This window comes from Actinocrispum sp. NPDC049592 (assembly GCF_040675465.1).
Taxonomy (GTDB): domain Bacteria; phylum Actinomycetota; class Actinomycetes; order Mycobacteriales; family Pseudonocardiaceae; genus Kibdelosporangium.
In genome coordinates this window covers 316441-342928 of sequence record NZ_JBFAPA010000007.1, presented here as the reverse complement: position 1 = coordinate 342928, position 26488 = coordinate 316441, and the positions used below count along the sequence as shown (strand labels likewise).

At 67.2% G+C, this 26488-nt stretch carries 20 protein-coding genes and 2 pseudogenes; 15 read left to right on the top strand and 7 right to left on the bottom strand.

The window, feature by feature from the left end; all coding sequences use genetic code 11:
* Positions 1 to 729: 729 nt before the first annotated feature.
* Positions 730 to 855: pseudogene (locus AB0J95_RS20525) on the bottom strand (glycosyltransferase family 2 protein); the annotation flags it as partial.
* Positions 856 to 1311: 456 nt separating this feature from the next.
* On the opposite strand from AB0J95_RS20525, the gene AB0J95_RS20520 reads away from it, so the two are divergent.
* A complete protein-coding gene (locus tag AB0J95_RS20520) occupies positions 1312 to 1815 on the top strand; it encodes a hypothetical protein (RefSeq protein WP_364759703.1) in 504 nt (167 codons plus the stop codon).
* A 236-nt stretch (positions 1816 to 2051) separates the two neighbouring features.
* On the opposite strand, the pseudogene AB0J95_RS20515 reads toward AB0J95_RS20520, so the two are convergent.
* From AB0J95_RS20515 to AB0J95_RS20505, 3 genes and pseudogenes are all read right to left on the bottom strand, one after another.
* Positions 2052 to 2471 (bottom strand): annotated as a pseudogene (locus AB0J95_RS20515) (MgtC/SapB family protein); the annotation flags it as partial.
* A gap of 257 nt (positions 2472 to 2728) precedes the next feature.
* On the bottom strand, positions 2729 to 5425 hold the full coding sequence (locus tag AB0J95_RS20510; RefSeq protein ID WP_364759700.1) for a GNAT family N-acetyltransferase: 2697 nt from the start codon (positions 5423 to 5425) through the stop codon (positions 2729 to 2731).
* A 2-nt stretch (positions 5426 to 5427) separates the two neighbouring features.
* Complete coding sequence (locus AB0J95_RS20505) at positions 5428 to 6603, bottom strand: acetoin utilization protein AcuC (RefSeq protein WP_364759697.1); 1176 nt, start codon at positions 6601 to 6603, stop codon at positions 5428 to 5430.
* A gap of 23 nt (positions 6604 to 6626) precedes the next feature.
* Here AB0J95_RS20505 and AB0J95_RS20500 point away from each other — a divergent pair, with 23 nt between their 5' ends.
* On the top strand, positions 6627 to 7286 hold the full coding sequence (locus AB0J95_RS20500) for a hypothetical protein (protein WP_364759695.1): 660 nt from the start codon (positions 6627 to 6629) through the stop codon (positions 7284 to 7286).
* Between the two features lie 223 nt (positions 7287 to 7509).
* On the opposite strand, the gene AB0J95_RS20495 is transcribed toward AB0J95_RS20500, so the two are convergent.
* Positions 7510 to 8352, bottom strand: a complete 843-nt coding sequence (locus AB0J95_RS20495) for a sulfurtransferase (RefSeq protein WP_364759692.1) — start codon at positions 8350 to 8352, stop codon at positions 7510 to 7512.
* Between the two features lie 107 nt (positions 8353 to 8459).
* On the opposite strand from AB0J95_RS20495, the gene AB0J95_RS20490 reads away from it, so the two are divergent.
* From AB0J95_RS20490 to AB0J95_RS20475, 4 genes are all read left to right on the top strand, one after another.
* Complete coding sequence (locus tag AB0J95_RS20490; RefSeq protein WP_364759690.1) at positions 8460 to 9155, top strand: metal-dependent transcriptional regulator; 696 nt, start codon at positions 8460 to 8462, stop codon at positions 9153 to 9155.
* Positions 9152 to 10309, top strand: coding sequence for a galactokinase (galK, locus tag AB0J95_RS20485; RefSeq protein WP_364759687.1), 1158 nt, complete (start codon positions 9152 to 9154; stop codon positions 10307 to 10309). The genes AB0J95_RS20490 and galK overlap by 4 nt, the downstream gene beginning before the upstream one ends.
* Positions 10310 to 10323: 14 nt before the next feature.
* Positions 10324 to 11277 carry a UDP-glucose 4-epimerase GalE gene (galE, locus tag AB0J95_RS20480; RefSeq protein WP_364759684.1) on the top strand — a complete coding sequence of 318 codons (954 nt, stop codon included), beginning with the start codon at positions 10324 to 10326 and terminating at the stop codon, positions 11275 to 11277.
* A gap of 468 nt (positions 11278 to 11745) precedes the next feature.
* Entirely contained in the window at positions 11746 to 12156 is a 411-nt protein-coding gene (locus AB0J95_RS20475; RefSeq protein WP_364759682.1) for a hypothetical protein, read from the top strand.
* Between the two features lie 1324 nt (positions 12157 to 13480).
* Here AB0J95_RS20475 and AB0J95_RS20470 read toward each other — a convergent pair.
* A complete protein-coding gene (locus AB0J95_RS20470; RefSeq protein WP_364759679.1) occupies positions 13481 to 14515 on the bottom strand; it encodes a DUF4192 domain-containing protein in 1035 nt (344 codons plus the stop codon).
* A 240-nt stretch (positions 14516 to 14755) separates the two neighbouring features.
* Between AB0J95_RS20470 and AB0J95_RS20465 the strand changes: the two genes are divergently transcribed.
* The 4 genes from AB0J95_RS20465 to AB0J95_RS20450 all read left to right on the top strand — a co-directional run bounded on the left by AB0J95_RS20465 (position 14756) and on the right by AB0J95_RS20450 (position 19347).
* On the top strand, positions 14756 to 15244 hold the full coding sequence (locus AB0J95_RS20465) for a hypothetical protein (protein WP_364759676.1): 489 nt from the start codon (positions 14756 to 14758) through the stop codon (positions 15242 to 15244).
* Positions 15245 to 15251: 7 nt separating this feature from the next.
* On the top strand, positions 15252 to 16322 hold the full coding sequence (locus AB0J95_RS20460; protein WP_364759673.1) for a histidine kinase: 1071 nt from the start codon (positions 15252 to 15254) through the stop codon (positions 16320 to 16322).
* A 225-nt stretch (positions 16323 to 16547) separates the two neighbouring features.
* The gene (locus AB0J95_RS20455) at positions 16548 to 17204 is read left to right on the top strand and encodes a response regulator transcription factor (protein WP_364759994.1); all 657 of its coding nucleotides are present in this window, start codon (positions 16548 to 16550) and stop codon (positions 17202 to 17204) included.
* A 292-nt stretch (positions 17205 to 17496) separates the two neighbouring features.
* Positions 17497 to 19347 (top strand): beta-galactosidase, encoded by a 1851-nt coding sequence (locus AB0J95_RS20450; protein WP_364759670.1) that lies wholly within the window; start codon positions 17497 to 17499, stop codon positions 19345 to 19347.
* On the opposite strand, the gene AB0J95_RS20445 is transcribed toward AB0J95_RS20450, so the two are convergent.
* Positions 19331 to 21394 (bottom strand): alpha-galactosidase, encoded by a 2064-nt coding sequence (locus tag AB0J95_RS20445; protein WP_364759667.1) that lies wholly within the window; start codon positions 21392 to 21394, stop codon positions 19331 to 19333. The two genes, AB0J95_RS20450 and AB0J95_RS20445, sit on opposite strands and share 17 nt — an antisense overlap.
* 77 nt (positions 21395 to 21471) lie before the next feature.
* Here AB0J95_RS20445 and AB0J95_RS20440 point away from each other — a divergent pair, with 77 nt between their 5' ends.
* From AB0J95_RS20440 to AB0J95_RS20420, 5 genes are all read left to right on the top strand, one after another.
* Complete coding sequence (locus AB0J95_RS20440; protein WP_364759664.1) at positions 21472 to 22632, top strand: ROK family transcriptional regulator; 1161 nt, start codon at positions 21472 to 21474, stop codon at positions 22630 to 22632.
* Between the two features lie 20 nt (positions 22633 to 22652).
* Positions 22653 to 23708 (top strand): hypothetical protein, encoded by a 1056-nt coding sequence (locus AB0J95_RS20435; RefSeq protein ID WP_364759662.1) that lies wholly within the window; start codon positions 22653 to 22655, stop codon positions 23706 to 23708.
* The gene (locus tag AB0J95_RS20430; RefSeq protein ID WP_364759660.1) at positions 23605 to 24330 is read left to right on the top strand and encodes a hypothetical protein; all 726 of its coding nucleotides are present in this window, start codon (positions 23605 to 23607) and stop codon (positions 24328 to 24330) included. The genes AB0J95_RS20435 and AB0J95_RS20430 overlap by 104 nt, the downstream gene beginning before the upstream one ends.
* Positions 24331 to 24348: 18 nt before the next feature.
* Positions 24349 to 25725, top strand: coding sequence for a glycoside hydrolase family 27 protein (locus AB0J95_RS20425; RefSeq protein ID WP_364759658.1), 1377 nt, complete (start codon positions 24349 to 24351; stop codon positions 25723 to 25725).
* Between the two features lie 87 nt (positions 25726 to 25812).
* Positions 25813 to 26265: a hypothetical protein gene (locus AB0J95_RS20420; RefSeq protein ID WP_364759656.1), complete on the top strand. Its 453-nt coding sequence runs from the start codon at positions 25813 to 25815 to the stop codon at positions 26263 to 26265.
* The last annotated feature ends 223 nt before the right edge of the window (positions 26266 to 26488 follow it).

Genomic DNA, 26488 nt, shown 5'->3' with positions numbered 1-26488 from the left:
ACCGCGTCCGCTGAACCCACTCGTGCCGATCAAGGTTTTTATCTCTCTCGCCATGGAGGGCAGCTCGCAGCGCCGGTTCCAGATGGCGGTTGTGTGTGTCCTCGTCAGCTCATCGTGGTGGTCGCTGCGAGGCCTGCAGCCACAAGTCGCCGACAAGCTTGCCTGCCGCCACTGTCAGGTCGAACGCTTGCGGCGCGGCGCAGCTTCGCTGTCCGCGAGATACGCGGCGAAGAACGCGGGGCGACGAGCCACGCGGTGAGCATCTCGGCCAGGAATCCGTGGCCGATCAGAAAAGGGGCAAGCAGCAGCCACTTCGTCATGCTCCTGGGAAGCTCGGTTTTCATCGCTTGCGTGAACCGTATGCGGCCGCAATGAGAGTCGACAACAGCGTGGTGTCGGTGTTGTTGATGCGGCTGGCAACTACTGTGATCAGCATGAGGACCGGTGCACTACGGGGCGACTAGCGGTTGTCCACTGTGACCACATCAGCCAGCGTCAAACGAGCCGAACAGAGTCGTTGAAGTTCAAGGACATCGTCTTGACTGCAGCGCATAGAACGTGTTCTCTGAGCCTGCAATCCACAGTGGTCAGCCACAAAGGACAGTGCGCTCGCATATATCGCACCGCCACATTTCCTTCCCGACTCGAAGACATATGTGCACAGAGGACGGTCTTCCTGCGGCTCGGAGTACGGACGTGCTGAGCAGCACAAAGTTCCAGGAATCGCGCGGAGCCGATCGAAATGTATGAGTGAACGCCGACCAGCGGCGCACCCAAGGGCAGCAACGCGTTGAGGCCGGTGGACAGGTCGACGTCCATGTATGCCACGACATCCGCGCCGCTCTGTTGCCATGCGATGGTAGTGCCCGACTCTTCTACTCGAGGCGCAGCACGCGAACACGTTCGCCGACGGTGGAACGAGTGCCGTCACTGCCAGCGTTATGGACGATGGTGATAGTCCACTGAACCGGACCCTGTCCGTCCAGATAGGACCCACAGCATCGAACAGCCGCGCAGCGCCCGCTCCTCGTATGCGCCACGTCCACGGTTGCGGTATTGACTACCACTGAGGTTTGGATGTCGGTGACGCTCCAGGCATGGCGGGTGGATATGCGAGCATCCCGTCGCGAACCTCAATGGCGACCCGCAAGTCGCCTTGTTCATGTAGATGAACTCTAGTCACATTCTTGACCAGAGGGCGATGGATGTCATAACTTTCTCTCACCCTGCCGAGCCGTTCGGTCCTCGATGAGGAGGAGCCCGATGCGCACACGTGATCGTGTCCTGTTAGCGACGTCTGTCGTCGCTGGGATGGCCGTCGTGGGTGCGCTGACCGGCGTGACGGCGCAGGCTGCCGTGCTCGCGGTGCTGGCAATGACCCTGCTGGCCCTCGTGAACGTACAACCTGGGGACGGAATCCGCCTGGCCGCGAACACGGCCTGCATCGGTTCGTTCGTGGTCGCGAGGAGTGGAACCTCTGCGCGCCGGATCCAGATGAACGGCTCGCGCTACGCGGACGTATTGGGCTTCAGCGGCGGTCGCACGCTGAAGCGGGCCATCAAGGGTGGTCGGCAAGGCCTGTTCACGCTCGGCACGGACAACATCGCCGGGCAGGAGTTGGGCAAGACCGGCCGCCACAAGGCGGTCCGAGTCCAGGGCAGGGTTCGTGATCGCGAGGTCAGCGCCGGCTTCGCGGAGCACGAGGTGCTGTCTGACTCACGTGTGGAAACCCGGTTCTCCGCCGGGGTAACTGACTCCGGTGCGGATTTCAGCGCCACCGCGAAAAGCGGCCGGCAGCTGGTCCTCACCGCATAGACCGGGGGCTCGCTCAGTCTGGCGGCGGGAGCGAGCCCCCACCTAGGCCACATTCCGCGCCCTGCCCGCGTGAGTGCTTCGTCCTCCTGCAGACGAAGCACTCACGTGGGTTCGGCACAAAGTCGGTCTCCCCTGGGTCCATGCGTGCCTTGAGTTCACGCTGAGCACGAAACGGCCCCTGAACTGCGGCAATGGCGAGGATCTGGCTGGCGCTGTCACTGGTCGGCGCCGTTCTGGGGCACCTTGTCCACGACGCGGGCGGCCCAGCGAAGGACGATGTTGGCCGCGAGAACCGTGACTGCACCGAGGGCCGCGACGGCGTACAGGCCAGCCCCGGCGAGGGCGCCAACGGCGGCCGAACACCAAAGGGTCGCAGCGGTGTTCAGGCCTCGGATACTCGCGCCGTCCCGCAGAATCACCCCGGCACCCAGGAACCCGATTCCGGACACGATCTGAGCGGCCACCCGGGTGGGATCCGCGTCCGCCATACCGCCGAAACCGTGCGCGGACAGCAGGACGAACAATGTGGCACCGACGGAGACAAGCGCGTTCGTGCGCATGCCGGCCATCCGGGCGCGGTACTGCCGTTCGAATCCGATCAACGCGCCGAGCCCCACGCCGGCGCCGATACGCAGCATCATCTGGAAAGTGGTCATCTCACCGGCTCCCATGCGAAATTCGCGGGATCGGCGAAATCAGCCTGTGGCAGCCGAGCCCGCGATGTGCGGACAACTACAACAACTTCCGTCGGTACTGAATCCGTCAGCGGACACTCGGCTCACCTCCTGATAGTCAGGTTCATCGACCTCGCGGCCAGGTTGATCGACGCGGTATCAATCGGTGTTGATCGGCATCGTGGCCTCAAGCAGTAGACACCCCGCCCCATCGGTGAGTCCACCCCACGTGGGCCAGATCATTCCTCGTCGGGCAGTTTCCGCAGCCGGCGCGGACCGGTGTCGTGCCGGGAGGGCGGCGGTCCGATCAGGACTCGTGCGTACACGACGTTCGCGCCTTTGTCGGAGGCCACGACCGGATCCAGCTCCAGCGAACGGACCTCCGGGATGTCCTCGGCGAGGGCGGCAACCCTCAGGACGAGGTCCTCCAAGGCCACGAGGTCCGCGACCGGTGAACCGCCGTATCCGGCGAGCAGCGGCGCGGCTTTCGGCGCACGCACGAGTCCGGCGGCGTCCACATCGGTCATCGGGATCGCCCGGTAGGCCCGGTCGCCCAGCAGGTCGTGGACCACACCGGACAGTCCGAACGAGACCAACGTGCCGAACGACGGGTCGTCCTGCAGCCCCATCGCACAGGATGTTCCCTTGTCCACCATGCGCTGCACGTACACCTCGTTCACACCCGACACGGAACAGATGTCGTCGTAGGCCGCGCGCATCGTGTCCGGGCTGCTGATGTCCAGGCGGACGCCGACGAGGTCGAACCGGTTCCGCAGCAGGGAGTTCGCCGCCTTCGCCGCGACCGGGAACCCGAGCTCCGCCGCTGCGTCGGCTGCTTCGTCCGCGCTGCCGACGATCCGGAAGGGCGCGATCTGGATGCCGTAGCAGGTCAGCAGCTCGACGGTTTGGCTATCGGTCAGCCAGTGCTCGCTGTTCGCGTCCAGGCTGGAAAAGAGCAGATCCCGCGCGGCCGCCGCGTCGATGCCTTCGGGCCGGGTGAGCATTCCGCGCGGCGCCGACCGCCACCGCGCGTACCGCGTGACGCGGGCAAGGGCCACCACCGCTCGTTCCGGGCTGGAATAGGACGGAATCGAGCCTCGGCCCGGAGTCCCGTCCGGGCCCGGCACCGCGAGCTCGTCCGGAACGCCTTCTGCCGCGAGGAAAGTCGACACGATCGGCTTGCTCTCGCCGTGCGCAAGGCTGGCGACGACTTCACGCAATTCGCGAGCGTATGCCGTCCCTGGGACAGCCAGCGGCGGCACGAAAACGACCACGAGCGCGTCCACGTCGTCGCGCAGCAGGGCTTCCCGGACCGCGTTCGCGAAAATCGTGGGATCCGCCTGGGCACCGACGTCGACCGGATCCGCCGCGAGTTCCAGGCCTTGTGCGAGCGCGGCATCGGCGGCGAGGACACCGATCGCGGTCGAGTTGCCGACAACGGCGACCCGGCTGCCCTGCGGAAGCGGCTGGTGTGCGAGGAGCAGCGCGGTGTCGAACAGCTGGGCCAGTGACTCCACCCGGATCACGCCGGCCTGTTCGAACACAGCCTGAACACTCGGCTCGTCGACTCGCACGGAGGTCGCGGCGAGCGCGGGGAGCATGGCGTTGCGTCCGGATTTCACCGCCACGATCGGTTTGGTCCGGCCCAACCGCCGGGCGATCCGCGCGAACTTCCGCGGATTTCCGAACGACTCCAGATACAGCAGCACGACGTCGGTCGCTGGATCCGTCATCCAGTACTGCAGCATGTCGTTACCGGACACGTCCGCGCGGTTCCCGGCGGACACGAACGTCGACAAACCGAGCCCACGAGTCGCGGCCTGGGCGAGGATCGCCGTTCCCAACGCACCCGACTGGCAGAAGAACCCGGTTCGGCCCAAACCCGGAAGTTTCGGCGCCAGGCTCGCGTTCAGCCGGACCTTACGATCCATGTTCACGACACCGAGGGCGTTCGGGCCCACGACGCGCATGCCGTGCGCGCGAGCCTCCTCGGCGAGTTTCTGTTCGGCGCCACGGCCCTCATCACCGCCGGTCTCGCCGAATCCCGAGGACACGACGACCAGAGCTTTTACGCCCTTGGCCAGGCAGTCGTCCATCACCTCGTCGACGCTTTCAGCGGGAACCGCGATGACCGCGAGATCCACCGGATCGGGAATGTCGAGGACCCGCTTGTACGCCCGAACACCCCGCACCGACCGGCGTTCCGGGTTCACCGGGAACACGGGACCGGTGAAGTTCGCGGTCAGCAGGTTCGTCAGCACGGCGTAGCCGACCTTCGTCGGATCCGTGGACGCGCCGATCACCGCGACCGATTTGGGGTGCAGCAGGTTGTACACACTGCGGGCTTCGGCGGCTTGTTCGCGGGCGCGAGCCACGGCGACCGAGTCGTCGGTGGGGTCGATGTCGAACTCCAGGTGCAGGACGCCTTCCTCAAGCACCCGGCTGACCTTGTACCCCGCGTCCCGGAACACCCGGACCATCTGCCCGTTCTCGCCGAGCACCTCGGCGACGAACCGCTTCAGCCCGCTCTCCTGCGCCGCCGCGGCGAGGTGTTCCAGCAGGATGGAGCCGATCCCCCGGCCCTGGTGGTCGTCCTCCACCACGAACGCGACCTCGGCGTGGTCGGTCAGTTCGTCGTTTTCGTGAAGCCGCTCGTAGCGGCCGACCGCGATGATGTCGTCGCCCAGCAGCGCCACGAACGCGACCCGGTCGTGGTGGTCGACCGTGACGAACCGTTCCAGGTCGCGCGGCGGGATTCTCGGATACGCACCGAAATACCGGAAGTACCTGGTGCGCTCGGACAGCCGGCTGTGGAACGCGACCAGGCGGTCGGCGTCGCCGGGCGTGATCGGTCTCAGATGGACGGTGCCGCCATCGGCCAGCACCACGTCCGCCTCCCAGCGGCGTGGATAGCCGTACGGATCGAATCCGGTCAAGCTCAGTCCCGAGGGTCGTCCGGGTCCAGGCCGTGCAACGGGAACACCGCGCCCCGGGCGTCCCGGATCACCGAGTCGACCGGCTGTTGCGCCGTCCCGTCCCACGGCACGAACCCGGTGTCCATGCCTTCCCCCATCGTGCGGGGCAGCTCCGCACCGGGCGCGCGGCGAAGCACATCGTTCACCCACTCGATGGGTAGCGGTGTCTCCGGATCCACGTCCCGGTCGAGCACCGTCGCGATCAGGTGCGTCCACGATCGGGGCACCACGCGGAGCAGCTGGTAACCGCCGCCGCCCATTGCGAGCCACTTTCCGCCTACGTACTGCTCGGCCAGTCCACGCAGAACCCGGTAGATCTCGCGGTGACCGTCCACGCTCAGCCACAGGTCCGCGAGCGGATCCTCCTCGTGGGTGTCCACGCCGCACTGAGTGACCAGCACATCCGGACGGAACGCACCCAGCAGTGACGGCACAACGGCGTGGAACGCACGCAGCCACGCAGGGTCCCTGGTGTGCGGGGGCAGCGGGATGTTGACCGAGGTTCCCTCCGCTCCCGGTCCCCCGAGTTCGGTCACCCGGCCGGTGCCGGGCCAGAGCGTCATCGGGTTCTGGTGCAGGGAGATCGTCAGGACACGGGGGTCGTTGTAGAACGCCGCCTGGACTCCGTCCCCGTGGTGAACGTCGACGTCTATATAGGCGACGCGCTCGGCCCCGTTGTCGAGCAGCCACGAGATCGCCACCGCGCAGTCGTTGTACACACAGAACCCGGCCGCGTGGTCACGCATCGCGTGGTGCAGTCCGCCCGCGATGTTGACCGCACGGTTCGCCGCGCCCGACGCGATCTTGGCCGCGGCCTGCAGACTGGCACCGACGACCAGCGATGAAGCCTCGTGCATCTGCGAGAACACCGGGTTGTCCGGCGTGCCCAGGCCATGGCCGACGTCCCAGCCGACCATCGGCGCTTCGCGGACCGCGCTGACGTACGACACCTCGTGGATCCGCTCGATCTCCTCGTCGCTCGCCGGCTCGGGACGAAGCAGTTCGACGCCGTCGAGAACGCCGAGCTGGGTGGCGAGCGCGATCGTCAGTTCGAGGCGGACCGGGTTGAACGGGTGGTCCCCGCCAAGGTCGTACGCGAGCAGAGCGGGATCCCACACAACGGCGGCTGGCGTGCCCATGGGACAACACTAGTCTGACAGCCATGCAAGGTCGGTTTCGCTTGCTCGCGCTGGCGGCGGTTGGCCTCGTCGTCGCAACCGCAGCGGCGCTCGTGGTCAGCAAGCTCCAGCTCGCGCCGGTATCCGGGCAGCCCATCGCGATCCAGCAGACCACCACCAACACCGAACCGCCGCTACCGGAGACGACGGAATCCGAGTTCCCCTCGTCGCCGCCCAGCGCCACGACCCTTTCGGGCCCGAGCACGACGACATCCACCGGCACGTCCGTGACAATCGCGAAACGCAAGACGGTCAGCACCGCGCCGAGCTGCTCGACGCTGATCACCGGGTCCGAGATCGCCCAGCTGACCAGCGCGACCGCATCCCCCGAGCCGTCGGACCAGGGCGGGTTCTGCGGGTTCGACCTGGCCGCCGGCGGCGGTCCGGCCGGGGTCGCGATGATCGTGCTGACGCCGTCCACCGACGCGCAGGGAGCGGAGCCGACGACGTTCGAGGGGAACACGGCGTACCGCACGACCACCGCGTCGACGACGTGCGATCTGCGGATCGCGCTCACCGAGGACCAGCACGCACCGTTCCGGGCGCTGTGGGTGACCCTTGTGCTGACCAACGCCACCGAGTCCACGTGCCCGAAGGTCGAGAAGCTCGCCAAGATCGTGTTCGACAAGCTCCCGGACGGCTGATCCGGCGTTCATGCCCGGCCCGGAATGGCTGCCCAAGCAGGCCGTACCTGGCCGATGAGACGCCGGATCGTTGTTCCCGAGCCCGCTTCGGGCTCCGGTCCGCGAGCGGCCTCACGACCGTGGCGCTCGGCCGCTGATCGCGGGTCCCATACATGATCAACCCGGCGCACACGGCAATGAAATGCCTGGTCAGGACCGTTTCGGGATTTCCGCGAACGGCTCGTCAGCCGGTCGTGGCGGCTGGGCGGGACGGGTCCGAAGACCACTCGGACCATGACCCCGGGTAGAGCACGGCCGGCTTGTCCGGGTCGGTGATGCCTGCGGCTTCGAGCGCCAGAACGACCGAGGACGCCGTCACGCCCGATCCGCAGTACGCGCCGACTTCGGAGTCAGCGTGAACACCCAGCGCCCGGAAGCGCTCAGCCAGTTCAGCGGCGGGCAGCCAGCGGCCGTCGGCGTTCAGGTGCCCCGTGAACGGAGCGTTCACTGCTCCTGGGATGTGGCCCGGGCGAGGGTCGACCGGTTCGACCTCGCCGCGAAATCGCTCGGGCGCGCGTGCGTCGAGGAGTACGCCGTCCTTCGCGAGCCGGGCCGCGCCGTCGGCGTCGATCGTCGGCATGTGTCCGGGCTGAACCTGAAAATCGCCGGGTTCCGGCTCGGGAACGTCGGTCGTGACCTCACGGCCTTCGCTTTCCCAGGCCGCGTATCCACCATCAAGCACCGACACATCACGGTGGCCGGCCCAGCGCAGTAGCCACCACGCGCGTGCTGCGATAGAGCCGTTGTTGCCGTCGTACACCACGACACTGGAGTCACTGCTAACGCCTGCGGCACGCAACACGCTCTGTAGGTCTTCTGGTGCGGGCAAGGGGTGACGGCCGCCCGCACCGGGTTCGGCTGCAAGGTCCTTGTCCAGATCCACGAACACTGCACCCGGCACGTGACCGGCCAGGTAGGACTCGCGTCCCGGCGGTCCGCCCAGCGCCCACCGCACGTCGAGCACCACCGGCGGACGAGCGGAAACGAGGGCTTCGGCGAGTTCCGAAGTGGAGACGAGTATGCGCACGGCCGATATCCTGCCGCGCCCAGCTCGCGCCTGCCACAGGCCGGTGACGGCCAGCCGGAACTGTCGGACCGGGCGACTACCATGGACGCCGACGAAGGGGTAGCGGCGTGAACGATCTCATCGACACCACAGAGATGTACCTGCGCACCATCTACGAGTTGGAAGAGGAGGGCGTGATCCCGCTTCGCGCCCGGATCGCCGAACGGCTGGGGCAGAGCGGGCCGACCGTGAGCCAGACCGTCGGCCGGATGGAGCGCGACGGGCTGCTCGTGGTCGCCGACGACCGCCACCTCGAGCTGACCAACCACGGGCGCAACCTGGCCATCGCGGTCATGCGCAAGCACCGGCTGGCCGAGCGCCTCCTGGTCGACGTGATCGGCCTGGAGTGGGAGCACGTGCACAGCGAGGCGTGCCGCTGGGAGCACGTGATGAGCGAGGCCGTCGAGCGCAAGCTGGTCAACCTCCTCGGCAACCCGACCACGTCGCCCTACGGCAACCCGATCCCGGGTCTCGACCAGCTGGGCGCGGGCGAGCCCGCACCGCCGGCCGAGGCCGACCTGGTGCGGATCGACGAGGTCGCCCGGCGCGGCGGCGGGAAGGTGGAGGTCCGCCGGATCGCCGAGCACGTGCAGATGGACCCGGATCTCATGGCGGATCTGAAATCCGTGGGCCTGCTGCCCGGTCAGACCGTGAGCGTCGGACCGTCCAAGGGCGACGGCAACACCATCGAGGTCAGCGGCGCGGGATCGTCGGCTCAGCTGCCGCCGAGCGTGCTGCACGCAGTGCTGGCGCGGGCCCTGTGAGCCAGGCCGCGCGGGCGGCCGGGGCGTTCGAGCGACTGCACGGCCGGGCTCCGGCCGGTGTGTGGTCCGCCCCGGGCCGGGTGAACTTGATCGGTGAGCACACCGACTACAACGGCGGTTTCGTGCTGCCGTTCGCTCTGCCGCACCGGACCGCGGTCGCCGCGTCGCCACGGTCCGATGATGTGCTGACTGTGTCCACTCTGCACGACAACGACCGGGCCGAGACGGCCGATCCCGTGCAGATCGCGTCGCTGGAGCCCGGTTCGGTCAGCGGCTGGGCCGCGTACCCGTCCGGTGTCGCCTGGATTCTGCGCGAACAGGGGTTCAGCCAGGGCGCGGATCTCGTGGTCGCGGGCAACGTCCCGGCCGGCGCCGGACTGTCGTCGTCGCACTCCCTGGAATGTGCGACCGCCCTGGCGTTGCTGGGATTGCTCGGCGCGAGTCCGTCCAGAAGCGACATCGCAAAGTGGATCCAGCACGCGGAGAACGACTACGTCGGTGCGCCGACCGGGCTGCTGGACCAGACCGCTTCGCTGTGCTGCACCGAGTCGCACGTTCTTTTCCTGGACGTGCGGTCCGGTGAGTCCGACCAGGTGCCGTTCGACGCGGCCCGGCACGAGCTCGAGGTGCTCGTGATCGACACGCGTGCGAGCCACTCGCACACCGAGTCCGGGTACGGCGACCGCCGGCGCGGTTGCGAGCGTGCGGCCGAACTGCTCGGCCTGTCCTCGCTGCGGGAGGTCGAACTGTCCGGGTTGGACGCGGCGCTTTCCGCGTTGCCCGAGGAACTACGGCCGTTGGTGCGGCACGTGGTCACCGAGAACAACCGGGTGCTGGAGACCGTGGCGTTGCTGCGGGCCGACAAGTACGCCGGGATCGGGCCGCAGCTGAGCGCCTCGCACGCGAGCCTGCGCGACGATTACCGCGTTTCGTGTGACGAGCTGGACGTCGCGGCGGAGTCGGCGGAGAGCGCCGGGGCGCTCGGTGCGAGGATGGTCGGCGGCGGGTTCGGTGGATCCGCGATCGCCCTCGTGCACGCCGACGGACGCGCCGAGGTGGAGGCCGCGGTGACCGCCGCGTTCGCCGCGCGGTCGTTCACCGCGCCACGCATGTTCACGGCGGTGCCCTCGGCGGGCGCCGGCCAGGATCGTTGAAAGGGGACCACAAGGTGAAGCTGCTCGTGACGGGCGGTGCGGGGTACGTCGGAAGCGCTTGCTCCGCCCGGCTCGTCGAGGCCGGCCATGAGGTTGTCGTGGTCGACGACCTGTCGACCGGGCACGCGGACGCGGTGCCCGACGGCTGCCGGCTCGTTCAGGCGGACGCCGCCGACGCGGCGAGCGCGTTGCTGGGCGAAGGCTTCGACGGTGTGCTCCACTTCGCGGCGAAGTCGCTGGTCGGCGAGTCCATGCAGGACCCGGCCAAGTACTGGTACGGCAACGCGCTGACCACCCTGCGGCTGCTCGACGCGATGCGCGAACACGGCACTCCCCGTCTCGTTTTCTCCTCCACCGCGGCCGTGTACGGCGAGCCGGACGAGGTCCCGATCCCGGAGACCGCGCCGACCCGCCCGACGAACACCTACGGCGCCACCAAGCTCGCGGTGGACCACATGATCACCTCGTACGCGGCGGCGCACGGCCTCGCGGCGGTGAGCCTGCGGTACTTCAACGTCGCCGGTGCGCACGGCCGGTTCGGCGAGCGCCACACCACCGAGACGCACCTGATCCCGATCATCCTTCAGGTCGCCACCGGCCAGCGCGCCCAGGTCCAGATCTACGGCGACGACTGGCCGACCGAGGACGGCACGTGCATCCGTGACTACATTCACGTGACCGACCTCGCCGACGCGCACCTGCTGGCGATCGAGAGCGCGACCAAGGGCAAGCACGCGATCTACAACCTGGGCAACGGCACCGGTTTCTCGGTCCGTCAGGTGATCGATGCCTGCCGCGAGGCCACCGGGCACCCCATCCCCGCCGAGGTCGCCCCGCGTCGCGCCGGCGACCCCGCCGTGCTCGTCGCCTCCAGCGAACGTGCCCGCACCGAACTCGGCTGGAAGCCCGAACGCCCGGACATCGCCACCATCGTCCGCGACGCCTGGGAGTTCACCCAGTCCCGCTGACCCACCCAGCTGTTCCCAAGAACCGCGCCCACTCAACCTCGTTGATGTGGGCGCGGTTTCTTGTTCGACACGAACCCCATCCTCAGCGAGTTCCGCGCTCGTCACGAACAAGAGCCGACCGCTCGGCTCTCCGGGCGGACTGGTCGGGCCGCCCGTGGTGCGGTGTGTTCTGGGATCGGCGGAGTCTCTGTGGCGGACGGAATCGCTGTGGCGGTTGGTGAGGTGGCTCGAGGGGTTGTGCTTGCGGGCACGGAGTTCGGGAGGCCGAGTTTGGGCGCTGGGTTTGGGATGCTGGGTTTGGGGCGCGGGATTTGGACCCGCTTCAGAGTGCAGGGTTCAGGGATTTGACGGATTCGCTGTAGTGAGTGGGTGGGGCTCGGGCTGCGGGCATGGGAGGTGGGACTGGCAGGAACCTTCCGGTGGCGGCAGGCTTGTCCGGTTGGGGTGGGTGGCGGCAGGGTTTGTGTCATGACAGAAGGAATCGCGCATCAGCGGATGAGCATGCCGGGACAGGTCAAGGGTGTTCTCGCGGTTCTGATCTTCCAGATCCTGGCGAACGGGTTCTTGGGGTATTTCGTCCTGGACGCGTTGAGCGACCTGGAAAGTCACGGGGCGAAGGCGACGAACGCGGGCCTGGCGTACTTCCTGGGATACCTGTCGTTCGCGGTGGCGGGAACGCTGCTGGCGTGTGTGGTGCTCACGCCGAAGCGGTTTTCGTGGATCCGCCCGACGGTGATCACCATTGAGGTGATCGGCATCATCAGCAGCGTAATCAACTTGATCAGCGGTCAGCTCACCGCGGTGATCGGCTTTCTGCTCGCAGCGGGAGTCATCAACCTGCTGAACCGTGCCGACGCCCGCGACTGGTTCGACCACTGAAATTCCGGCCTACCCATGAACCGGGCAAGTACAACAACACACCCCCACCTATGCATGTGGATCCGGCGTAGCCCAATCCCTTGAGGTACGCCGGATCCGCATGTTCGGTTATTCGGGCTCGTGCAACGCACGGCCACCGGCATCCTCCCTATCAGCCGACACCTCCAGCCGAGGCGCGAGGCGCGAGGCGCGAGGCGCGAGGCGCGAGGCGCGAGGCGCGAGGCGCGAGGCGCGAGGCGCGAGGCGCGAGGCGCGGAAGAGCATCCCATACGTAGAGCGCGGATGTGTGTGGGGTGTGGGGGTGTGGGGTGTGGGGGGTGTGGGGTAGGAACTTGGGGAGTAGGTGATCGCGCCGCGTGTGCGCAGAGTGGATCGGGCCGATATCGGGCGATCGAGGTGGTGAGGTATGCGCAAGTCGAGGTGGTTGGTGGCTGCGTTGGCTGCGCTGGCGTGCGTGAGCTACCGGCGGCAGACGCAGTTGGCCGCTGGTCCGTGCATGGCAGGGTGGCGTTGTCGAGGCGTTGGGTGTCGAAGTTCCTTCGGGGTGTGGTTGGGGCGCTGCGCAGAAGGCGTGCTGTGAAGGGCTTAAGTGGGATGTGTGGGGCGGACTTGGTTAGGGCGCAGCAGGGTTACAGCATTTGAGGGACGAATGCCGTTTGGGCAAGGTCATCTGGACGATGCGGTCGATTGCCTGGGATAGTTCCTCAGGGGCCCACTGGCGGCTGCCTGGTGGAGGGGCGCCGCGCGTTTGCGGTTAGGTGTGGTGGGGTGCTGGCGTTTGCGGTTCGGAGTGGGCGGGGCCGGGCGTTTGCGGTTTCGGTGTGGTGGGCGACGCTTCGGATGGTGGCAGCGGTGAGGCTGGGCGCACTGGAGCGGGTGCTGAATGTGTGCGTGGGGGGGTGGACCTGCGTGGGGTGGATGCGTGAGGGACGGGTGGCCGCGTGTGGGTGGATGGGTGGGGATGGATGTGGGCGGTGCTAGACGTGTGGGTGGGATGGGTGGGGTGGGATGGGTAGACCCGCATGGGTGCGTGAATGCGTGCGGGGTGGGTGGACGCGTGTGGGTGTGCGTGAATGCGTGCGGGAGGTGGATGGGTGTGGGGTGGATCGACGAGTGTGGGTGGATGGGTGTGGGTGGATGGATGGGTTGGGGCGCGCGGGATTTGCTCGCTGGTGGGCCAGGAGTGGGGGTCGTGCTTGTATGTGGGGCGCGCTGGGTGCCGGCGACCAGCGCGCCCGGGTTGTGATGGTGGTCTTTTTGTTGAGGGTTAAGGCATAGGTGTCCTGGTGGGTGGTTGGTGGAGTGGTGAGGGTGAGGATGGGGGTCAGTATCGGCGGGGGTTTGTGTTGGGACCGAATGGGTTGTCGACTCCGACGAGGCCTCGGGCGACGATGTCGGCGAAACCTTCGGGTGAGAGGCCCAGGTCCATGGCGCATCGGAGCATCTTGGACAGGCGATGTCCCCGGTTGGCGTCCAGGGCGGCATCGATGGCGACACCGGCCAGCGGGCCGTTGCCGTGCAGGAACGCAGTGGCGGCAAGGAGTCCCGCGGCCTCGGCTCGATAGGGCACCGGCGTCGCGCGCGTGAGGTCGAGCCAGAGGTCCTGCACCGCCTGCCCGAGCTCGATCACCTCGGGTCTGAGGCAGGAATCGCGCACTTCCTCGTGGACCAGCGCCACAGTGAGATCGACGATCCGGTCCTCGTCGAGGCCACCCTGTCCCTCCCGGATGTCCGCGATCACCGCCTCGACCAGGCGCTGCGCGTATGCGGGGTCGGGCTGCTGGCGCAGGGCCATGGCGATCCGTTCGGACCGGGCGGCCAACATGCGGGAGTTACCGGGTTCCAGGGTCGCGCGCATCTCCTCTCTGCTGCGGTAGGTGGTCGCGCCGTGAGCAACGGTCATCGCGGCAAGTTCGGTCGCTCTGGGATCGGGCACCGTGCCGCTGCATTCCATGGCGTCGTAACACCACCAGGGCGAGTCCGCGGTGATCTTCGGTGTCCACAGTGAATGGTCGACCAGCACGCCGCATCCGGCGAACACACCAACAAGAGCCTCCACCTGGCCCGTCGCGGGCAACTTGTCAGGCGGCCTGCCCTCGTCCTGGCTGACGATCACGACAGTGACCGTCGCCGCGTTCGACCGCAGTATCGGGACGCTCAGCTGCTCGGCGAGGGCGCGATAGTCCTTCGGCGGCGGGATATCGGTACGGACGCAGATGCCCAGCTCACCGGTGAGGGGGCTGCGGTGCGAGCAGATCACCAGCGACTCCTCGGGGACGAAGCCAAGCAGGTGCGGGACGGCCGCGATCAGCTCGCCCGGGGTTTTGATCTGGACGCGGGGTCGTTGCTTTGTTTGCATGGTTCGACTCTGCCTTGGGTGGGGTTTTCCGGGCCAGATCGCGGTTCTTGGGCTGTGGACAACTGGTTGTTGTGGACCGGTCGGCTGGTTTCGCTGGTTTTTTCGTTCGGGTGTCGGTTGGGTGTGCTACACGCTGTGCTCCACCCGTGGGTTGAGATCCGGTTCAACCCCCGTTCCGACGCGAAACCCCCCTCCCCCAACGCATTCTTGGTACCAAGAACACCACGGAGGGAGCCGGAGATGTCGTTGTCCACCACTTTGCTGGTCGCCGTCGCAGCGGTGCTGGTCGTCGTGCGAGTGATCGCGAAGCAGACGAAGGGCAGCGTCGTCACGACTCGTGGGCTCGTGATGGTCCCGTTGATCATGATGGTCGTCGGCGTGGTCAGCGCGAAGGACGTCATCGGCGCCGCCAAGCCTGCCGACCTGCTGATGCTCGGCGTCGACGTGATCCTGCTGATCGTGCTCGGCGCTGCGCGGGGCGCGAGCGTGGCCGTCACCGAGCGGGACGGCGCCGCGTTCCAGAAGGGTACGAAATGGACACTCGTGCTCTGGATCGCCACCATCGCCGTTCGCGTCGGCGTGATCTTCGCCGACCGCGCGCTTGGCCTGGACAGTGCGCTGACCAGCGCCTCGGTCGTGGTGACGCTGGGTGTCACGCTGGCCGCGCAGAACTGGATGATCTTCGAGCGGGCGCGCAGGCTCGGCATTCCGGTCGCATCCAGGGGATGATGTCCTGGTGAGACGCGGATGGCTGAGGCTTGCACCGACCGCCATCCTGGTGATCACGATGGTCGCCGCCGGCGACAAGCTGTCGTTGCTGGGCGCGTTCCTCGTCGTGGCGGCGGTCATCGGCACGCTCCCGCTGGTGTGGCTGGACCGGTTGCCGGCCTGGATCGTCACCATCGGGCTGGTCATCCTCGCCCTGACCGGGCTGTTCCTGTCGATCGAACTGCCGAGCGGCTTCTCGATCGCGCTGACCTACATCGCCGTCGGGTTCGCGGTCCGGGACGCCAAATCCGTGACGACGTTCGTCGTCCTGCCGGTCAGCCTGGCCGCGATCGCGGTGAGCATCTTCGTCCGGCAACATGGTTGGCTGGACTTCGTGGCGGCGCTGGCCGGGTTCGCCGCCTTGGTACTCGCCGGGCAGACCCGGCGGCAGCGCAACGCGAGGATCGAACAGACCGAATTGGCGCTGGCCCGAGCGCAGGCGGCGCGTGAAGAGCACGCGCGGGCCGCGGCGTTGGCGGAGCGGGCACGGATCGCGCGGGAGATGCACGACGTCCTCGCGCACTCCCTGGCCGGGCTCGCGCTCAGCCTGCAAGGCGCACGATTGGTGCTGGTGCGGGACGGGGCCAGCGAAGAAGCGTTGCGGCAGGTCGAACGCGCACAGCGGCTGGCTACCGAAGGGCTGGCCGAAGCTCGGCGGGCCGTCGCCGCGCTGCGGTCGGACCGGCCGCGGTCGATCTCTTCGCTGGTCAGCGACTATGGCGCGGACGCGCATCTGACTGTGGTCGGCTCGTCGTCGCTGCCTGAGGACACCGAGGACGCGCTGTACCGGGCGGTTCAGGAGACGTTGACCAACGTTCGGAAGCATGCACCTGGGGCGCGCGTCGATGTCGTGCTTGAACACGGCTCGGGGGAAGTCGCGCTGACGGTCACCAATCAGGGTGGGCAACGGACGGCTCCCGCTCGGGAGCGGGGGTTCGGGCTGACCGGGATGCGGGAACGGGCCGAGTTGCTGGGTGGGTCACTTGAGGCCGGGCCTGTTGATGGGGGCTGGCGGGTTCGGATGACGGTGCCGACGTGAGAGCTTGGTGTGTCAAGCCTTCCGGGCGTCTGGCTGTGGACAACTCGTGGATGTGGACAACTCGGGCTCGTTGGGGTCTTGCTGACTCTCGGCGTCGGGGCTCGTCGGTAGCGTTGGGAGGGCGGGTGTCGATGGTGGGGCTTGGCTCGCGGGGATGGTGTGGGCGGGGAACTATGCGAGGGGTCGGTGTGATGGTCATCGTTGGGATGGGTGGGGTGGTTGGTGATGGTGGGTGAGGGCGGGCGGGTTCGGGTTGTGCTTGCCGATGACCAGGCGGTGGTGCGGGAGGGGTTGGTGACATTGCTGGGGTTGTTGCCTGGGATCGAGGTTGTTGGGGCCGCCGCGGATGGGGATGAGGCCGTTCGGTTGGTTGCCGAGGTTCGGCCGGATGTGTTGCTGGTCGACTTGAAGATGCCGAACCGGGATGGCGTTTCCGCCACTCAGGTTGTGCGGGCCGAGTATCCGGCGACCGAGGTCGTGGTGTTGACGACCTATGCGGATGACGAGTCGTTGCTGGCGGCTTTGCGGGCCGGGGCTCGAGGGTTTCTCACCAAGGACGCGGACGCCGAGTCGATCGCTCGGGCAGTGCGTTCTGCGGCTGCTGGTCTGTCCACTGTCGACGGTGACCTGCAGAAACGGCTGGTCGCCTCGGTTGGGGCTCGGCGGCCGGTGCAGCGACCCGATGACGGGTTGACGCCGCGAGAGGTCGATGTGCTGCAGCTCATCGCCGCCGGGCTGTCCAATGGGGAGATCGCGCGGCAGCTCGTGGTCAGTGAGGCGACGGTGAAGACGCACGTGAACCACCTGTTCGCGAAGCTGGGGTTGCGGGACCGGGCACAGGCGGTCAGCTACGCCTACCGGACGGGCCTGGTCGAGCCCTAGATCGGGACCCGGCTCAGGCGGTCAGCTACGCGTACCGGACCACGCCGGTCGAGCCTAAATCGGGCCGTGCTCAGGCACGCGTACCGGGCGGGCTGGTCGAGCCCAGATCGGGCGGACCAGTGCGACGACGGGACGGGGATGCCTGCGGACTGGGCACAGGATGCAGCTGGGGTGCGCGGTGAGTGAGTGGGCGGGATGGATGGGGTGGGTGAGCGAGGTTGGATGGGTGCGAGGGTTGGGAGAACGTGAGGTTAGGATGTAGGACGTCCTATGTTTTGGGAGGGTGGTTGTTATGGGGTGGCCGTTGGGTGGGGTCGGGTTTGGCGGGGACTACAACCCGGAGCAGTGGGCGGAGGAGGTGTGGGCCGAGGATGTCGCGTTGATGCAGCAGGCGCGGGTCTCGATGGTCAGCGTGGGAATCTTCTCGTGGGCTGAGGTGGAGCGGCGGCCCGGGGCGTTCGACTTCGGGTGGTTCGACCGGGTGATGGACATGCTGGCCGAAGGTGGCGTCAAGGCGTGTCTGGCCACGATGACCGCGTCGCCGCCGCCCTGGCTGGCGCGCCTTCACCCGGAGACGTTGCCGATCAAGGCCGACGGCACGCGGATGTGGCCCGGTGCGCGGCAGGCGTACTGCCCGTCGAGCCCGATCTACCGGGAGTACGCGGGACGGCTCGTGGAGCAGGTCGCGAGCCGGTACCACGATCATCCCGCGCTTGCCTTGTGGCACATCAACAACGAGTATGGTTGCCACACAAGGGCCTGCTACTGCGACGTTTCCGCCAAGGCGTTCCAGGACTGGTTGCGGGACAAGTACTCCACGATCGACGAACTCAACCGGGCATGGTCGACCAAGTTCTGGTCCCAGCGGTACGACGCCTTCGAGGAGATCCTCCCGCCCCGCTCCGCCCCCACGTTCGCCAACCCCACCCAGCAACTCGACTTCGCGCGGTTCTCAAGTGACGCCCTCAAAGGCCTGCTCACCATGGAACGCGACATCATCCGCCGCCACTCCGACATCCCGGTCACCACGAACCACGTCCCGCTCGCCAAGACCCTGGATCTCTTTGCCTGGGGCAAGGAAGTGGATGTCGTCAGCTACGACTCCTACCCCGACCCGTTCGACAAGCAGGCGCACATCCTCGCCGGGCTGAGCTACGACGTGATCCGCTCCAGCCGGCAGGGCCAGCCGTGGATCCTGATGGAACAGGCCCCGAGCGCGGTGAACTGGCGGCACAACAACGGGATCAAGCAGCCCGGCCAGATGCGGTTGTGGAGCTGGCAGGCGATCGCGCACGGCGCCGACGCGGTCCTCTACTTCCAGTGGCGGCAGTCGAAGGGCGGCGCGGAGAAGTTCCACTCCGCCATGGTCCCGCACGCCGGGCCGGACAGCCGCGTCTTCCGGGAGGTCGCCGCGCTCGGCGAGGAACTCCAGCAGTACAGCGACATCCTGGGCACGCAGCCGGACAACGACGTCGCTTTGGTTCTCGACTGGGACAACTGGTGGGCCCTCGAACTGGACTCGCACCCGTCCAACGAGCTCACCCAGATGGACGCCCTGCTCGCCCACTACACGCCGTTGTTCGAGGCCAACATCGGCGTCGACGTCGTGCCGCCGGACGCGGATCTCAGCAAGTACAAACTCGTCGTCGTGCCGAACCTGTACCTCACCAAGGATCCCGAGAACCTCACGCGCTATGTCCACAATGGTGGGCACCTGTTGATGTCGTTCTTCTCCGGCATCGTGAACGGCGACGACCAGGTGTATCTCGGCGGCTATCCCGCGCCGTTCCGCGAGATGCTCGGTCTCAGCATCCCCGAGTTCCACCCGATCGACCACGATGAACCCGTCGAGATCCTCGGCGAACCCGCCACCGCGAGCCTCTGGCTGGACGAGATCGTGCTGGAAGGCGCGGAAGGCGACGTCCTCACCCAGAACGCCTACGGGCAAGGCAAAGCGTGGTATCTCGGCACCCGGCTCGACGCGAATGGCATGCGCCGGGTCATGGATCACATCACCGGCCAGGCCGGCGTGCGGCCGGTCCTGAGTGGACTACCCGAGGGCGTCCAGGCCGCACGCCGGGGTGACTGGCTGTTCCTGCTGAACCACAACACCTACGAGGTCGAGATCAGGCGACCTGAGTGAGGTGGATCATCGTGCTGGCGTAGTCGCCGAGGGGCAGTGCGGGTTCGAGGCCGTGGTGCATCAGGACCGCGCCGGAGTGGGTCGACGATCCCGTCGTGTAGGAGGCGGCGGGGTCGAGGGCCTTGAGGCGCAAGGGGACCTGGGGCAGGCCGAAGTTCACGGCGGGTCGGTATGCGAGCACGACGGTTTCGTTGCCCAGGACGTACTGCACGGCGGTCACTGGGCCTGCGGTGAGGTCGTACTGGACGCCGTGCTGGACGATGTGGCGGACCGACTTGTATTGGGCCAGCAGGGAAGTCGCCTCCGCGAGCTCCTGTTCGGTCCAGTTCAGCAGGTTTCCGCCGATGCCCAGGACGCCGGCCATGGCCACGTGGAACCGGAACGCCAGGGGGATCGTCCTTCCGGTCAGTTGGTTGGGGCTGTCGGTGACCCAGGCCGAGAGGGTGCGGGCCGGGTAGATCCGGCTGTAGCCGTGCTGGATGTGGATGCGGTCCAGCGCGTCGGTGTTGTCGGAGACCCAGGCCTGGTCGGTGCGGGCGAGCATGCCCAGGTCGATCCGGCCGCCGCCGCCGGAGCACGCCTCGATCCGCAGCTGGGGGTGGTCGGCGCGCAACCGGTCGATGATCGCGTAGACGTGCCGGACGTGGTCGATCCACAGCCGGTCCGGGTCGCTCTCGGCCGGCCAGCCCGCCTCGCTGAACGACCGGTTCATGTCCCACTTCAGGAAGTCGATCTCGTGCTGGCCGACCAGCTGGTCCAGCCACTTGTGCGCCCACTCGGCCACGTCGGTGCGGCCGAAGTTGAGCACCAGCTGGTTGCGCATGGTGGTCCTGGTCCGGTTGGGCATGTGCATCACCCAGTCGGGGTGCTGCCGGTAGAGGTCGCTGTCCGGGTTGACCATCTCCGGCTCGACCCACAGGCCGAACCGCATGCCCAGCCGGTGCACTTCGGCGATCAACGGGTCCAGCCCGCCGGGGAACCGGTCGCGGTTGACGGTCCAGTCGCCCAGGCCGGCGGCGTCGTGCGTGCGGGCGCCGAACCAGCCGTCGTCCATGACGAACAGCTCGCAGCCCAACGCCGCGGCCCGAGCGGCGAGCATCTTCTGGTTGCGCTCGCTGACGTCGAACTCCGTTGCCTCCCAGGAGTTGTAGACGATCGTGCGGGTCTCGTCCGAGTGCGGCAGGACGTGGTTGAGCACGTAGGCGTGCCAGCGGCGTGAGGCCGCGTCGGCGCCGTCGGCCGCGTAAAGCCCTGCGAAGACCGGGGTTTCCCACGCCTCCCCCGGGTTCAGCCGCCAGGTCAGGCCCTCGTGGCCGAACCCACCGGTGAAACTGGTCTGCCCTTGCGGGGTACGGCGCACGGTGATCCGGTAGCTGCCGCTCCACGCCAGCGCCCCGCTCCACACCTCGTCACCGGAGGTCACCATCAGCCACGGGTTGGCCTGGTGGCTGGAAGTCCCGCGCCGCGAGGTGAACGTGGTCTCGCCGACCGGAATGGGTGTGTGCTGCAAGCGGAACTCACTCGACCAGCCGCCGACCGTGTGCGACACCTCGTAGTCCGCGCGCAGCGGCAGGAACCACGATGCGGAGTCGCAGCGCAGCAACGTGATCGGGTCGTCGGAACCGGTGTGCCGCAACGTGGTCCAGCGCTCGATGACGTCGGTCCCGGCGCCGACCCAGTAGTGCAGCACGACCTCGAGCGGATAGTGCCTGTCGGTGAACCGGATCGCGAGGTGGCCACCGTCCACTGTGTAGTCGACGTACTTCCACTCGAACGCCGCCACCCGGTCGGCGAACCGGACCTGCAGCGATGGCGCGTCGAACCGGGACCCGCCCTCGACCGGCAGCTCCTCGTCCGTCAGCGAGTCGACGCTGCTGATCTTGGACAGTACCGGGGTGCGCACGGTCGCGGCCTGCGCGAGGGTCAGCGTGGGCCCCCAGTAGACGTGCCTCGGGGCATCCGAGGCGTCCAGACGCAGCGCGTACGACGTGGTCGCGGTGCTCAGCAGCCAGAGTCGCTCGTCCGCGTCAAAGATCACTTCAGCCATGCCGGACCTCGCGTTTCCGCCTCGATTACCCTTAGTTTATTGACGAAGTTAATTTTCTAAACCTACGCTACCCAACCATGTCCTCCCGACGCCAGACGCAACGTGCGCCGGTCACCAGCCCGGCTGCGGCCACCGTGTTCACCACGGTCCTGACCCAGGGCCCGGTGTCGCGTGTGGACGTCGCGCGACGCACGGGACTGTCCTCGGCGGCGGTCACCAAAGCGGCTCGCCCGCTGATCGAAGCCGGGTACTTGGTCGAACTCGACTCAGAGCAGGGCAACGTCGGCCGCCCGGCGAGCCCCCTGGATGTGCAGGCCGACCGGGAGTTCTTCGTCGGGGTCAAGATCACCGACAGTGAGCTGATCGGGGTCGTCACCGACCTCAAGGCGCGGATCCACACCGCCAAGCACCGCAGGCTGACCTCTCGCAAGGCCGACGCGGTCGTGTCGGACGTCGCTGAGCTGGTCGGCGACCTGACGTACGACTCGCCGCGCTACCGCAAGCGGACGTGGACACTCGGCGTGACCGTCGCCGGGGATGTGGACCGTGTGTCCGGGCTCGTCCGCTACTCACCGTTCCTGCACTGGCGGGACGTGCAGCTCGCGGAGCCCGTGGCCGAGGCGACCGGCCTAGACACCATCGTCGACAACGACGTCAAAGCGCTCACCGTCGCCGAGCAGTGGTTCGGCGACGGGATCGGCGCGCAGTCGTTCGCCCTGGTCACCCTGGGTACCGGGATCGGCTGCGGGCTCGTGATCAACGGTGGTGTGGTCAACGGGGCGCACGGGGTGGCCGGGGAGATCGGCCACATCCCGGTGTCCGGGGACGGCCCGTTGTGCCACTGCGGCGCGACCGGGTGCGTCGAGGCGATCGCGTCCACCGACGCCATCGTCGCGCAGGCCAGGACGGCGACCGGTGAACCGGGCCTGACCATGGACGAGGTGATCACCGGCGCCCGGATGGGCGATGTGGCGCTACGGCGGGTGTTCGCCCGGGCGGGCGTGGCCATCGGCCGCGGCCTGGCCGCGATGGCCAACCTGGCCGGCCCGGAGCGGATCGTGGTGTCCGGCGAGGGGCTGGACGCGTACGACCTGTTCGCCGACGAGATCCGGGAAACCTTTGCCACCCAGGCATTCGGGGCCGCGGCTCAGTGTGAGCTCATCCTGCGCCCGCTGCCGTTCGAGGAGTGGGCCCGGGGCGCGGCGGCCGTGGCCGTGCGGACGCTGTTCGAATCCTGACCAACAGACGGGGCGTTTCAATGAAGAGACGTGTAGTTGCGTTATCCGCGATCGTTCTCTCGGTCCTGGCCGGTTCGGTGGCGCCCAGCGCGGCCACCTCGGCGGCTGTCATCCGGCACGACAACGTCACCATCGTCTATCAGACCGGCAAAGGCACCGCCGACGTGTACTGGCGGGGCGCCAAGCGCATTAGCGACTTCTCCAGCTCCGTGAAACTCGCCGGCCGCACGGTGTCCACTAAGGACTACCGGGGCGGCTGCCGGTACGACCGGTTCACCGTGACCTGCACCCGGTGGGGCCTGCCGACCTTCAAGCAGAAGTTCAGCTTCGACGGTCCCGACCACTTTTACGTGCAGATCGAGCTGTCGTCCGACCAGACGTTGAGCACCAACCAGATGACGCCGGTGCTCGTCGACTCCCCCGGCGGCGTGGACATCGGCACCAACGGTGACCGCCGGATGTTGTTGGTACCCGTCGACAACGACAACTGGGTCCGCTACGAGTCCAAGCCCATCAACGACATCACCTCGAAGCAGCGCAGCTTCGAAGTCACCACGGTGTTCGACGACACCAGCCGGCACGGGTTCGTGTTCGGCTCGATCGACCACGACACCTGGAAGTCTGGCATCACGGGGCAGGGTCGCCGCGGCAAGCTGGATCGCCTTGAGGTCACCGCCGGCTTGACGGACTACCAATACGACTACGGCACCGCGGACAACAAGTACCAGAAGCCGCGTGAGCTGCTCCCCCACCGGCCGGTCACCGGCAAGACTGTGACCTCGCCGCGGATGATGGTCGGCTACTTCGACGACTGGCGCACCGGGATGGAGACCTTCGGCCGCGCCAACGCGAAGGTCACCGGGCAGCGGCAGCCGGTACGTGAAGATGGACTTCTTCAGCCACGCCATGCTGGAGTCCGACAGCTGGTACGACCAGACCGTCCACACCGGAATGCAGGCGTTCCACAAGGGAATGCAGCAGGTCGTCGGGTACGCGGGCAGCGACACGTTCATCGACCTGGCGATCTCGCCGCTGTTCATGGGCCAGTACGGCAACGCACGGCGCATCTCGTGTGACGTGCACGGCTCGATGAACAACTGGCACGAGACCGATCCCGCGCACTACCAGAAGAGCACCGAGTACCTGCTCAACTCGCTCAGCTACGGCTGGTGGCTGGACGAGATGTACAACTACAACGACGCCGACCACATCCAGTTCGGCAACTACTACTACGACAGCGGGAACAACGCGAAGCTGTTCGACGGCACCGATCCCGCGCAACCGAGGATCTGGCCGGAGAACTACAACCGCGCCCGGGTGACCTCGTCGGTGCTCACCGGTGTGTACCTGATCAGCGACGACTACCGCGAACCCGCATTGCGTGAGCGGGCCGAGAAGTTCCTGCAGAACCCGGAGATCAACAAGGTCGCGCGGCTCGGCCGCTCGTTCCGGCCGGTCAACGGCGACACCGGGTTCAAGGCGAACAACATGTATGTGCTGAACGACGGCCGGACCACCTACCTGGCCGTGTTCAACTTCGACAAGGCCGCACGGTCGTTCCGGATCGACGGCGACCGGATCGGCCTGAGTGGACGGTCCACGTTCCGGGAACTGTGGTCCGGCAAGAGCTTCACCTCCTACGGCAACGCCTCGATCACCGTGCCGGCCGAGGACGCCGTTATCTACAAGATCAGTTGAGACGCGCAAGGGAGCGCCATGCTGAAGAGATCGCTCACGGTGCTGCTCGGCGCCGTGCTCGCGACGACCGTCGCCGTGCCCGCGTCGGCGGCCGCGCCGGAAAGTGACCACTACGGCCACCATGGCCAGGCTGACAAGCCCTACATGGGCTGGAGCAGCTGGAGCATGCAGTCCAGCAAGTACCCGGGTCTGAACGACAAGGGCGACTACAGCTGGTTGTCCGAGGCCAACGTGCTCAAGCAGACCGACGCGGTGGCCTCGAAGCTCAAGCGCTACGGCTACGAGTACATCAACATCGACGCGGGCTGGTGGGCCGACTGGAAGTGGAACTTCGGCTATGACCAGTACGGCCGCCCGACCCCGAACGCGGAACGCTTCCCGCACGGGATGAAGTGGGTCGCCGACTACATCCATCACAAGGGCCTCAAGGCCGGCATCTACATCCCGGTCGGCCTGGCCAAGGGTGTCGTCGACGACGGCGGTCACCCGGTGCAGGGCGCGCCCGGGTGCACCACGCTGAACCTGGTGTTCCCGGACAAGCGCACCACCAACGGGTGGGACAGCTCGTACAAGATCGACTTCTCGAACCCGTGTGCGCAGAAGTACATCGACTCCATCGCGCGGATGTTCGCCGGCTGGGGCTACGACTTCCTGAAGATCGACGGCGTCGGCCCGGGCTCGTGGAAGAGCGGCCCGCAGTACGACAACCGCGACGAGATCGCCGCGTACCAGAAGGCGTTCAACAAGACCGGGCGCGATGTGCACGTCGAGCTGTCCTGGTCGCTGGACATCAACTACATCTCCGACTGGCAGCGGATCTCGCAGGGCTGGCGGATCGAGACCGACGTCGAGTGCTACTGCGACACGTTGGTGACGTGGGAGAACTCGGTCAACGACCGGTGGAACGACCTGCCCGCGTGGCTGCCGTTCTCCGGTCCGGGCGGCTGGCACGACCTGGACTCACTGGACGTCGGCAACGGCAAGATGGACGGCCTCACCGACGACGAGCGCTACGCGTACATGACGTTCTGGGCCATCACGTCCTCACCGCTGTACACCGGTGACGACGTCACGCAACTGGACGACCTCGGCGTGAAGCTGTTGACCAACCGGGAAGTCCTCGCCCTCAACCAGCAGGGCCGCCCCGCCAAGCCGGTCAAGGCCGGTGGCGACCAGCAGGTCTGGTGGGCCCGCAACAAGGACGGCTCGTACACCGTGGCGTTGTTCAACCTCGGCTCCGCCCCCGCCAAGGTGAACGTCAACTGGAGCGACATCGGGCTGAACGGCTACCGGCTCACCCGGGACGTCTGGGCCGACAAGTTCCTCGGGTTCAAGAAGAACGGTTACGAGGCGACCATCCCCAGCCACGGCACGCAGCTGCTGAAGGTCTGGTAGCCCTTTCGGACGAAGTGGCTTGTGCGGTGCCCCTGCGGCCGCACAAGCCACTTTTTGTTGGTGTTGACCTGCTTTACTGTGGTGCGCATGCGGTGGTGGAGGAAGGTCTCCCGCACGGACAAGGGGCCCGACCGGTTCGCGGAGTCCCCGGAACAGCGACGGATCCGCACGATCAGCAAGTGCGAAGTACTGTTGCAGTCGATCGGCGAAGCGTACGAGACGGTCGAGGCCGCGAGCGCCGATCTGGCCGGAACCCCGGAGAAGACCTTGGAAGCCTGGGCACATGAGGTGCTCGAGGACGCTTGGATGGTCGCGTACGAGGCCCGTGACGTGAACCTCGCGGCGCCCGCCGGACATCAGCTGCCGTACCACTACCTGAACCGCGTCCGGTCGAAGCTCGCCACCCGCAAGGCCCCCGACGCGGTCCGGATCGCTCAGCTGGCCGCGTACCAGGAGGCGCTGACCACCCTGCGGCGGGACACGGAGCGGCTCCGGGCCACGCTCACCGCCGAGAACAACGAGATGCCCAAACGCGCTTAGCGGTTCATCACCAGCGGCCGCACAGACACTTTTTGTTGGTCTTGAAGAAGACTACGGTGTTCCTCCTGACTCGGACGGGAGGCGGCGTGGACAAGAAGTACATCACTCCCACAATGCGCGGGCTTGTCGACGAAATCCACCAGCGGCGACGAGAGGCCAGCAACCTCACCGAAACCCGAAAGCGCGTCAGGCGCACCGAGACGATGTTCCGCGCGTGGTGCCA

What these genes read in the sequence shown, in the direction of transcription:
- AB0J95_RS20455 (WP_364759994.1), top strand. Translation starts at nt 16,548, where the DNA reads ATGGTGGGTGAGGGCGGGCGGGTTCGGGTTGTGCTTGCCGATGACCAG.
- AB0J95_RS20500 (WP_364759695.1), top strand. Translation starts at nt 6,627, where the DNA reads ATGCAAGGTCGGTTTCGCTTGCTCGCGCTGGCGGCGGTTGGCCTCGTC.
- AB0J95_RS20470 (WP_364759679.1), bottom strand. Translation starts at nt 14,515, where the DNA reads ATGCAAACAAAGCAACGACCCCGCGTCCAGATCAAAACCCCGGGCGAG.
- AB0J95_RS20420 (WP_364759656.1), top strand. Translation starts at nt 25,813, where the DNA reads ATGCGGTGGTGGAGGAAGGTCTCCCGCACGGACAAGGGGCCCGACCGG.
- AB0J95_RS20430 (WP_364759660.1), top strand. Translation starts at nt 23,605, where the DNA reads ATGCAGCAGGTCGTCGGGTACGCGGGCAGCGACACGTTCATCGACCTG.
- AB0J95_RS20425 (WP_364759658.1), top strand. Translation starts at nt 24,349, where the DNA reads ATGCTGAAGAGATCGCTCACGGTGCTGCTCGGCGCCGTGCTCGCGACG.
- AB0J95_RS20435 (WP_364759662.1), top strand. Translation starts at nt 22,653, where the DNA reads ATGAAGAGACGTGTAGTTGCGTTATCCGCGATCGTTCTCTCGGTCCTG.
- AB0J95_RS20450 (WP_364759670.1), top strand. Translation starts at nt 17,497, where the DNA reads ATGGGGTGGCCGTTGGGTGGGGTCGGGTTTGGCGGGGACTACAACCCG.
- AB0J95_RS20440 (WP_364759664.1), top strand. Translation starts at nt 21,472, where the DNA reads ATGTCCTCCCGACGCCAGACGCAACGTGCGCCGGTCACCAGCCCGGCT.
- AB0J95_RS20520 (WP_364759703.1), top strand. Translation starts at nt 1,312, where the DNA reads ATGGCCGTCGTGGGTGCGCTGACCGGCGTGACGGCGCAGGCTGCCGTG.
- AB0J95_RS20475 (WP_364759682.1), top strand. Translation starts at nt 11,746, where the DNA reads ATGACAGAAGGAATCGCGCATCAGCGGATGAGCATGCCGGGACAGGTC.
- AB0J95_RS20445 (WP_364759667.1), bottom strand. Translation starts at nt 21,394, where the DNA reads ATGGCTGAAGTGATCTTTGACGCGGACGAGCGACTCTGGCTGCTGAGC.
- AB0J95_RS20505 (WP_364759697.1), bottom strand. Translation starts at nt 6,603, where the DNA reads ATGGGCACGCCAGCCGCCGTTGTGTGGGATCCCGCTCTGCTCGCGTAC.
- AB0J95_RS20465 (WP_364759676.1), top strand. Translation starts at nt 14,756, where the DNA reads ATGTCGTTGTCCACCACTTTGCTGGTCGCCGTCGCAGCGGTGCTGGTC.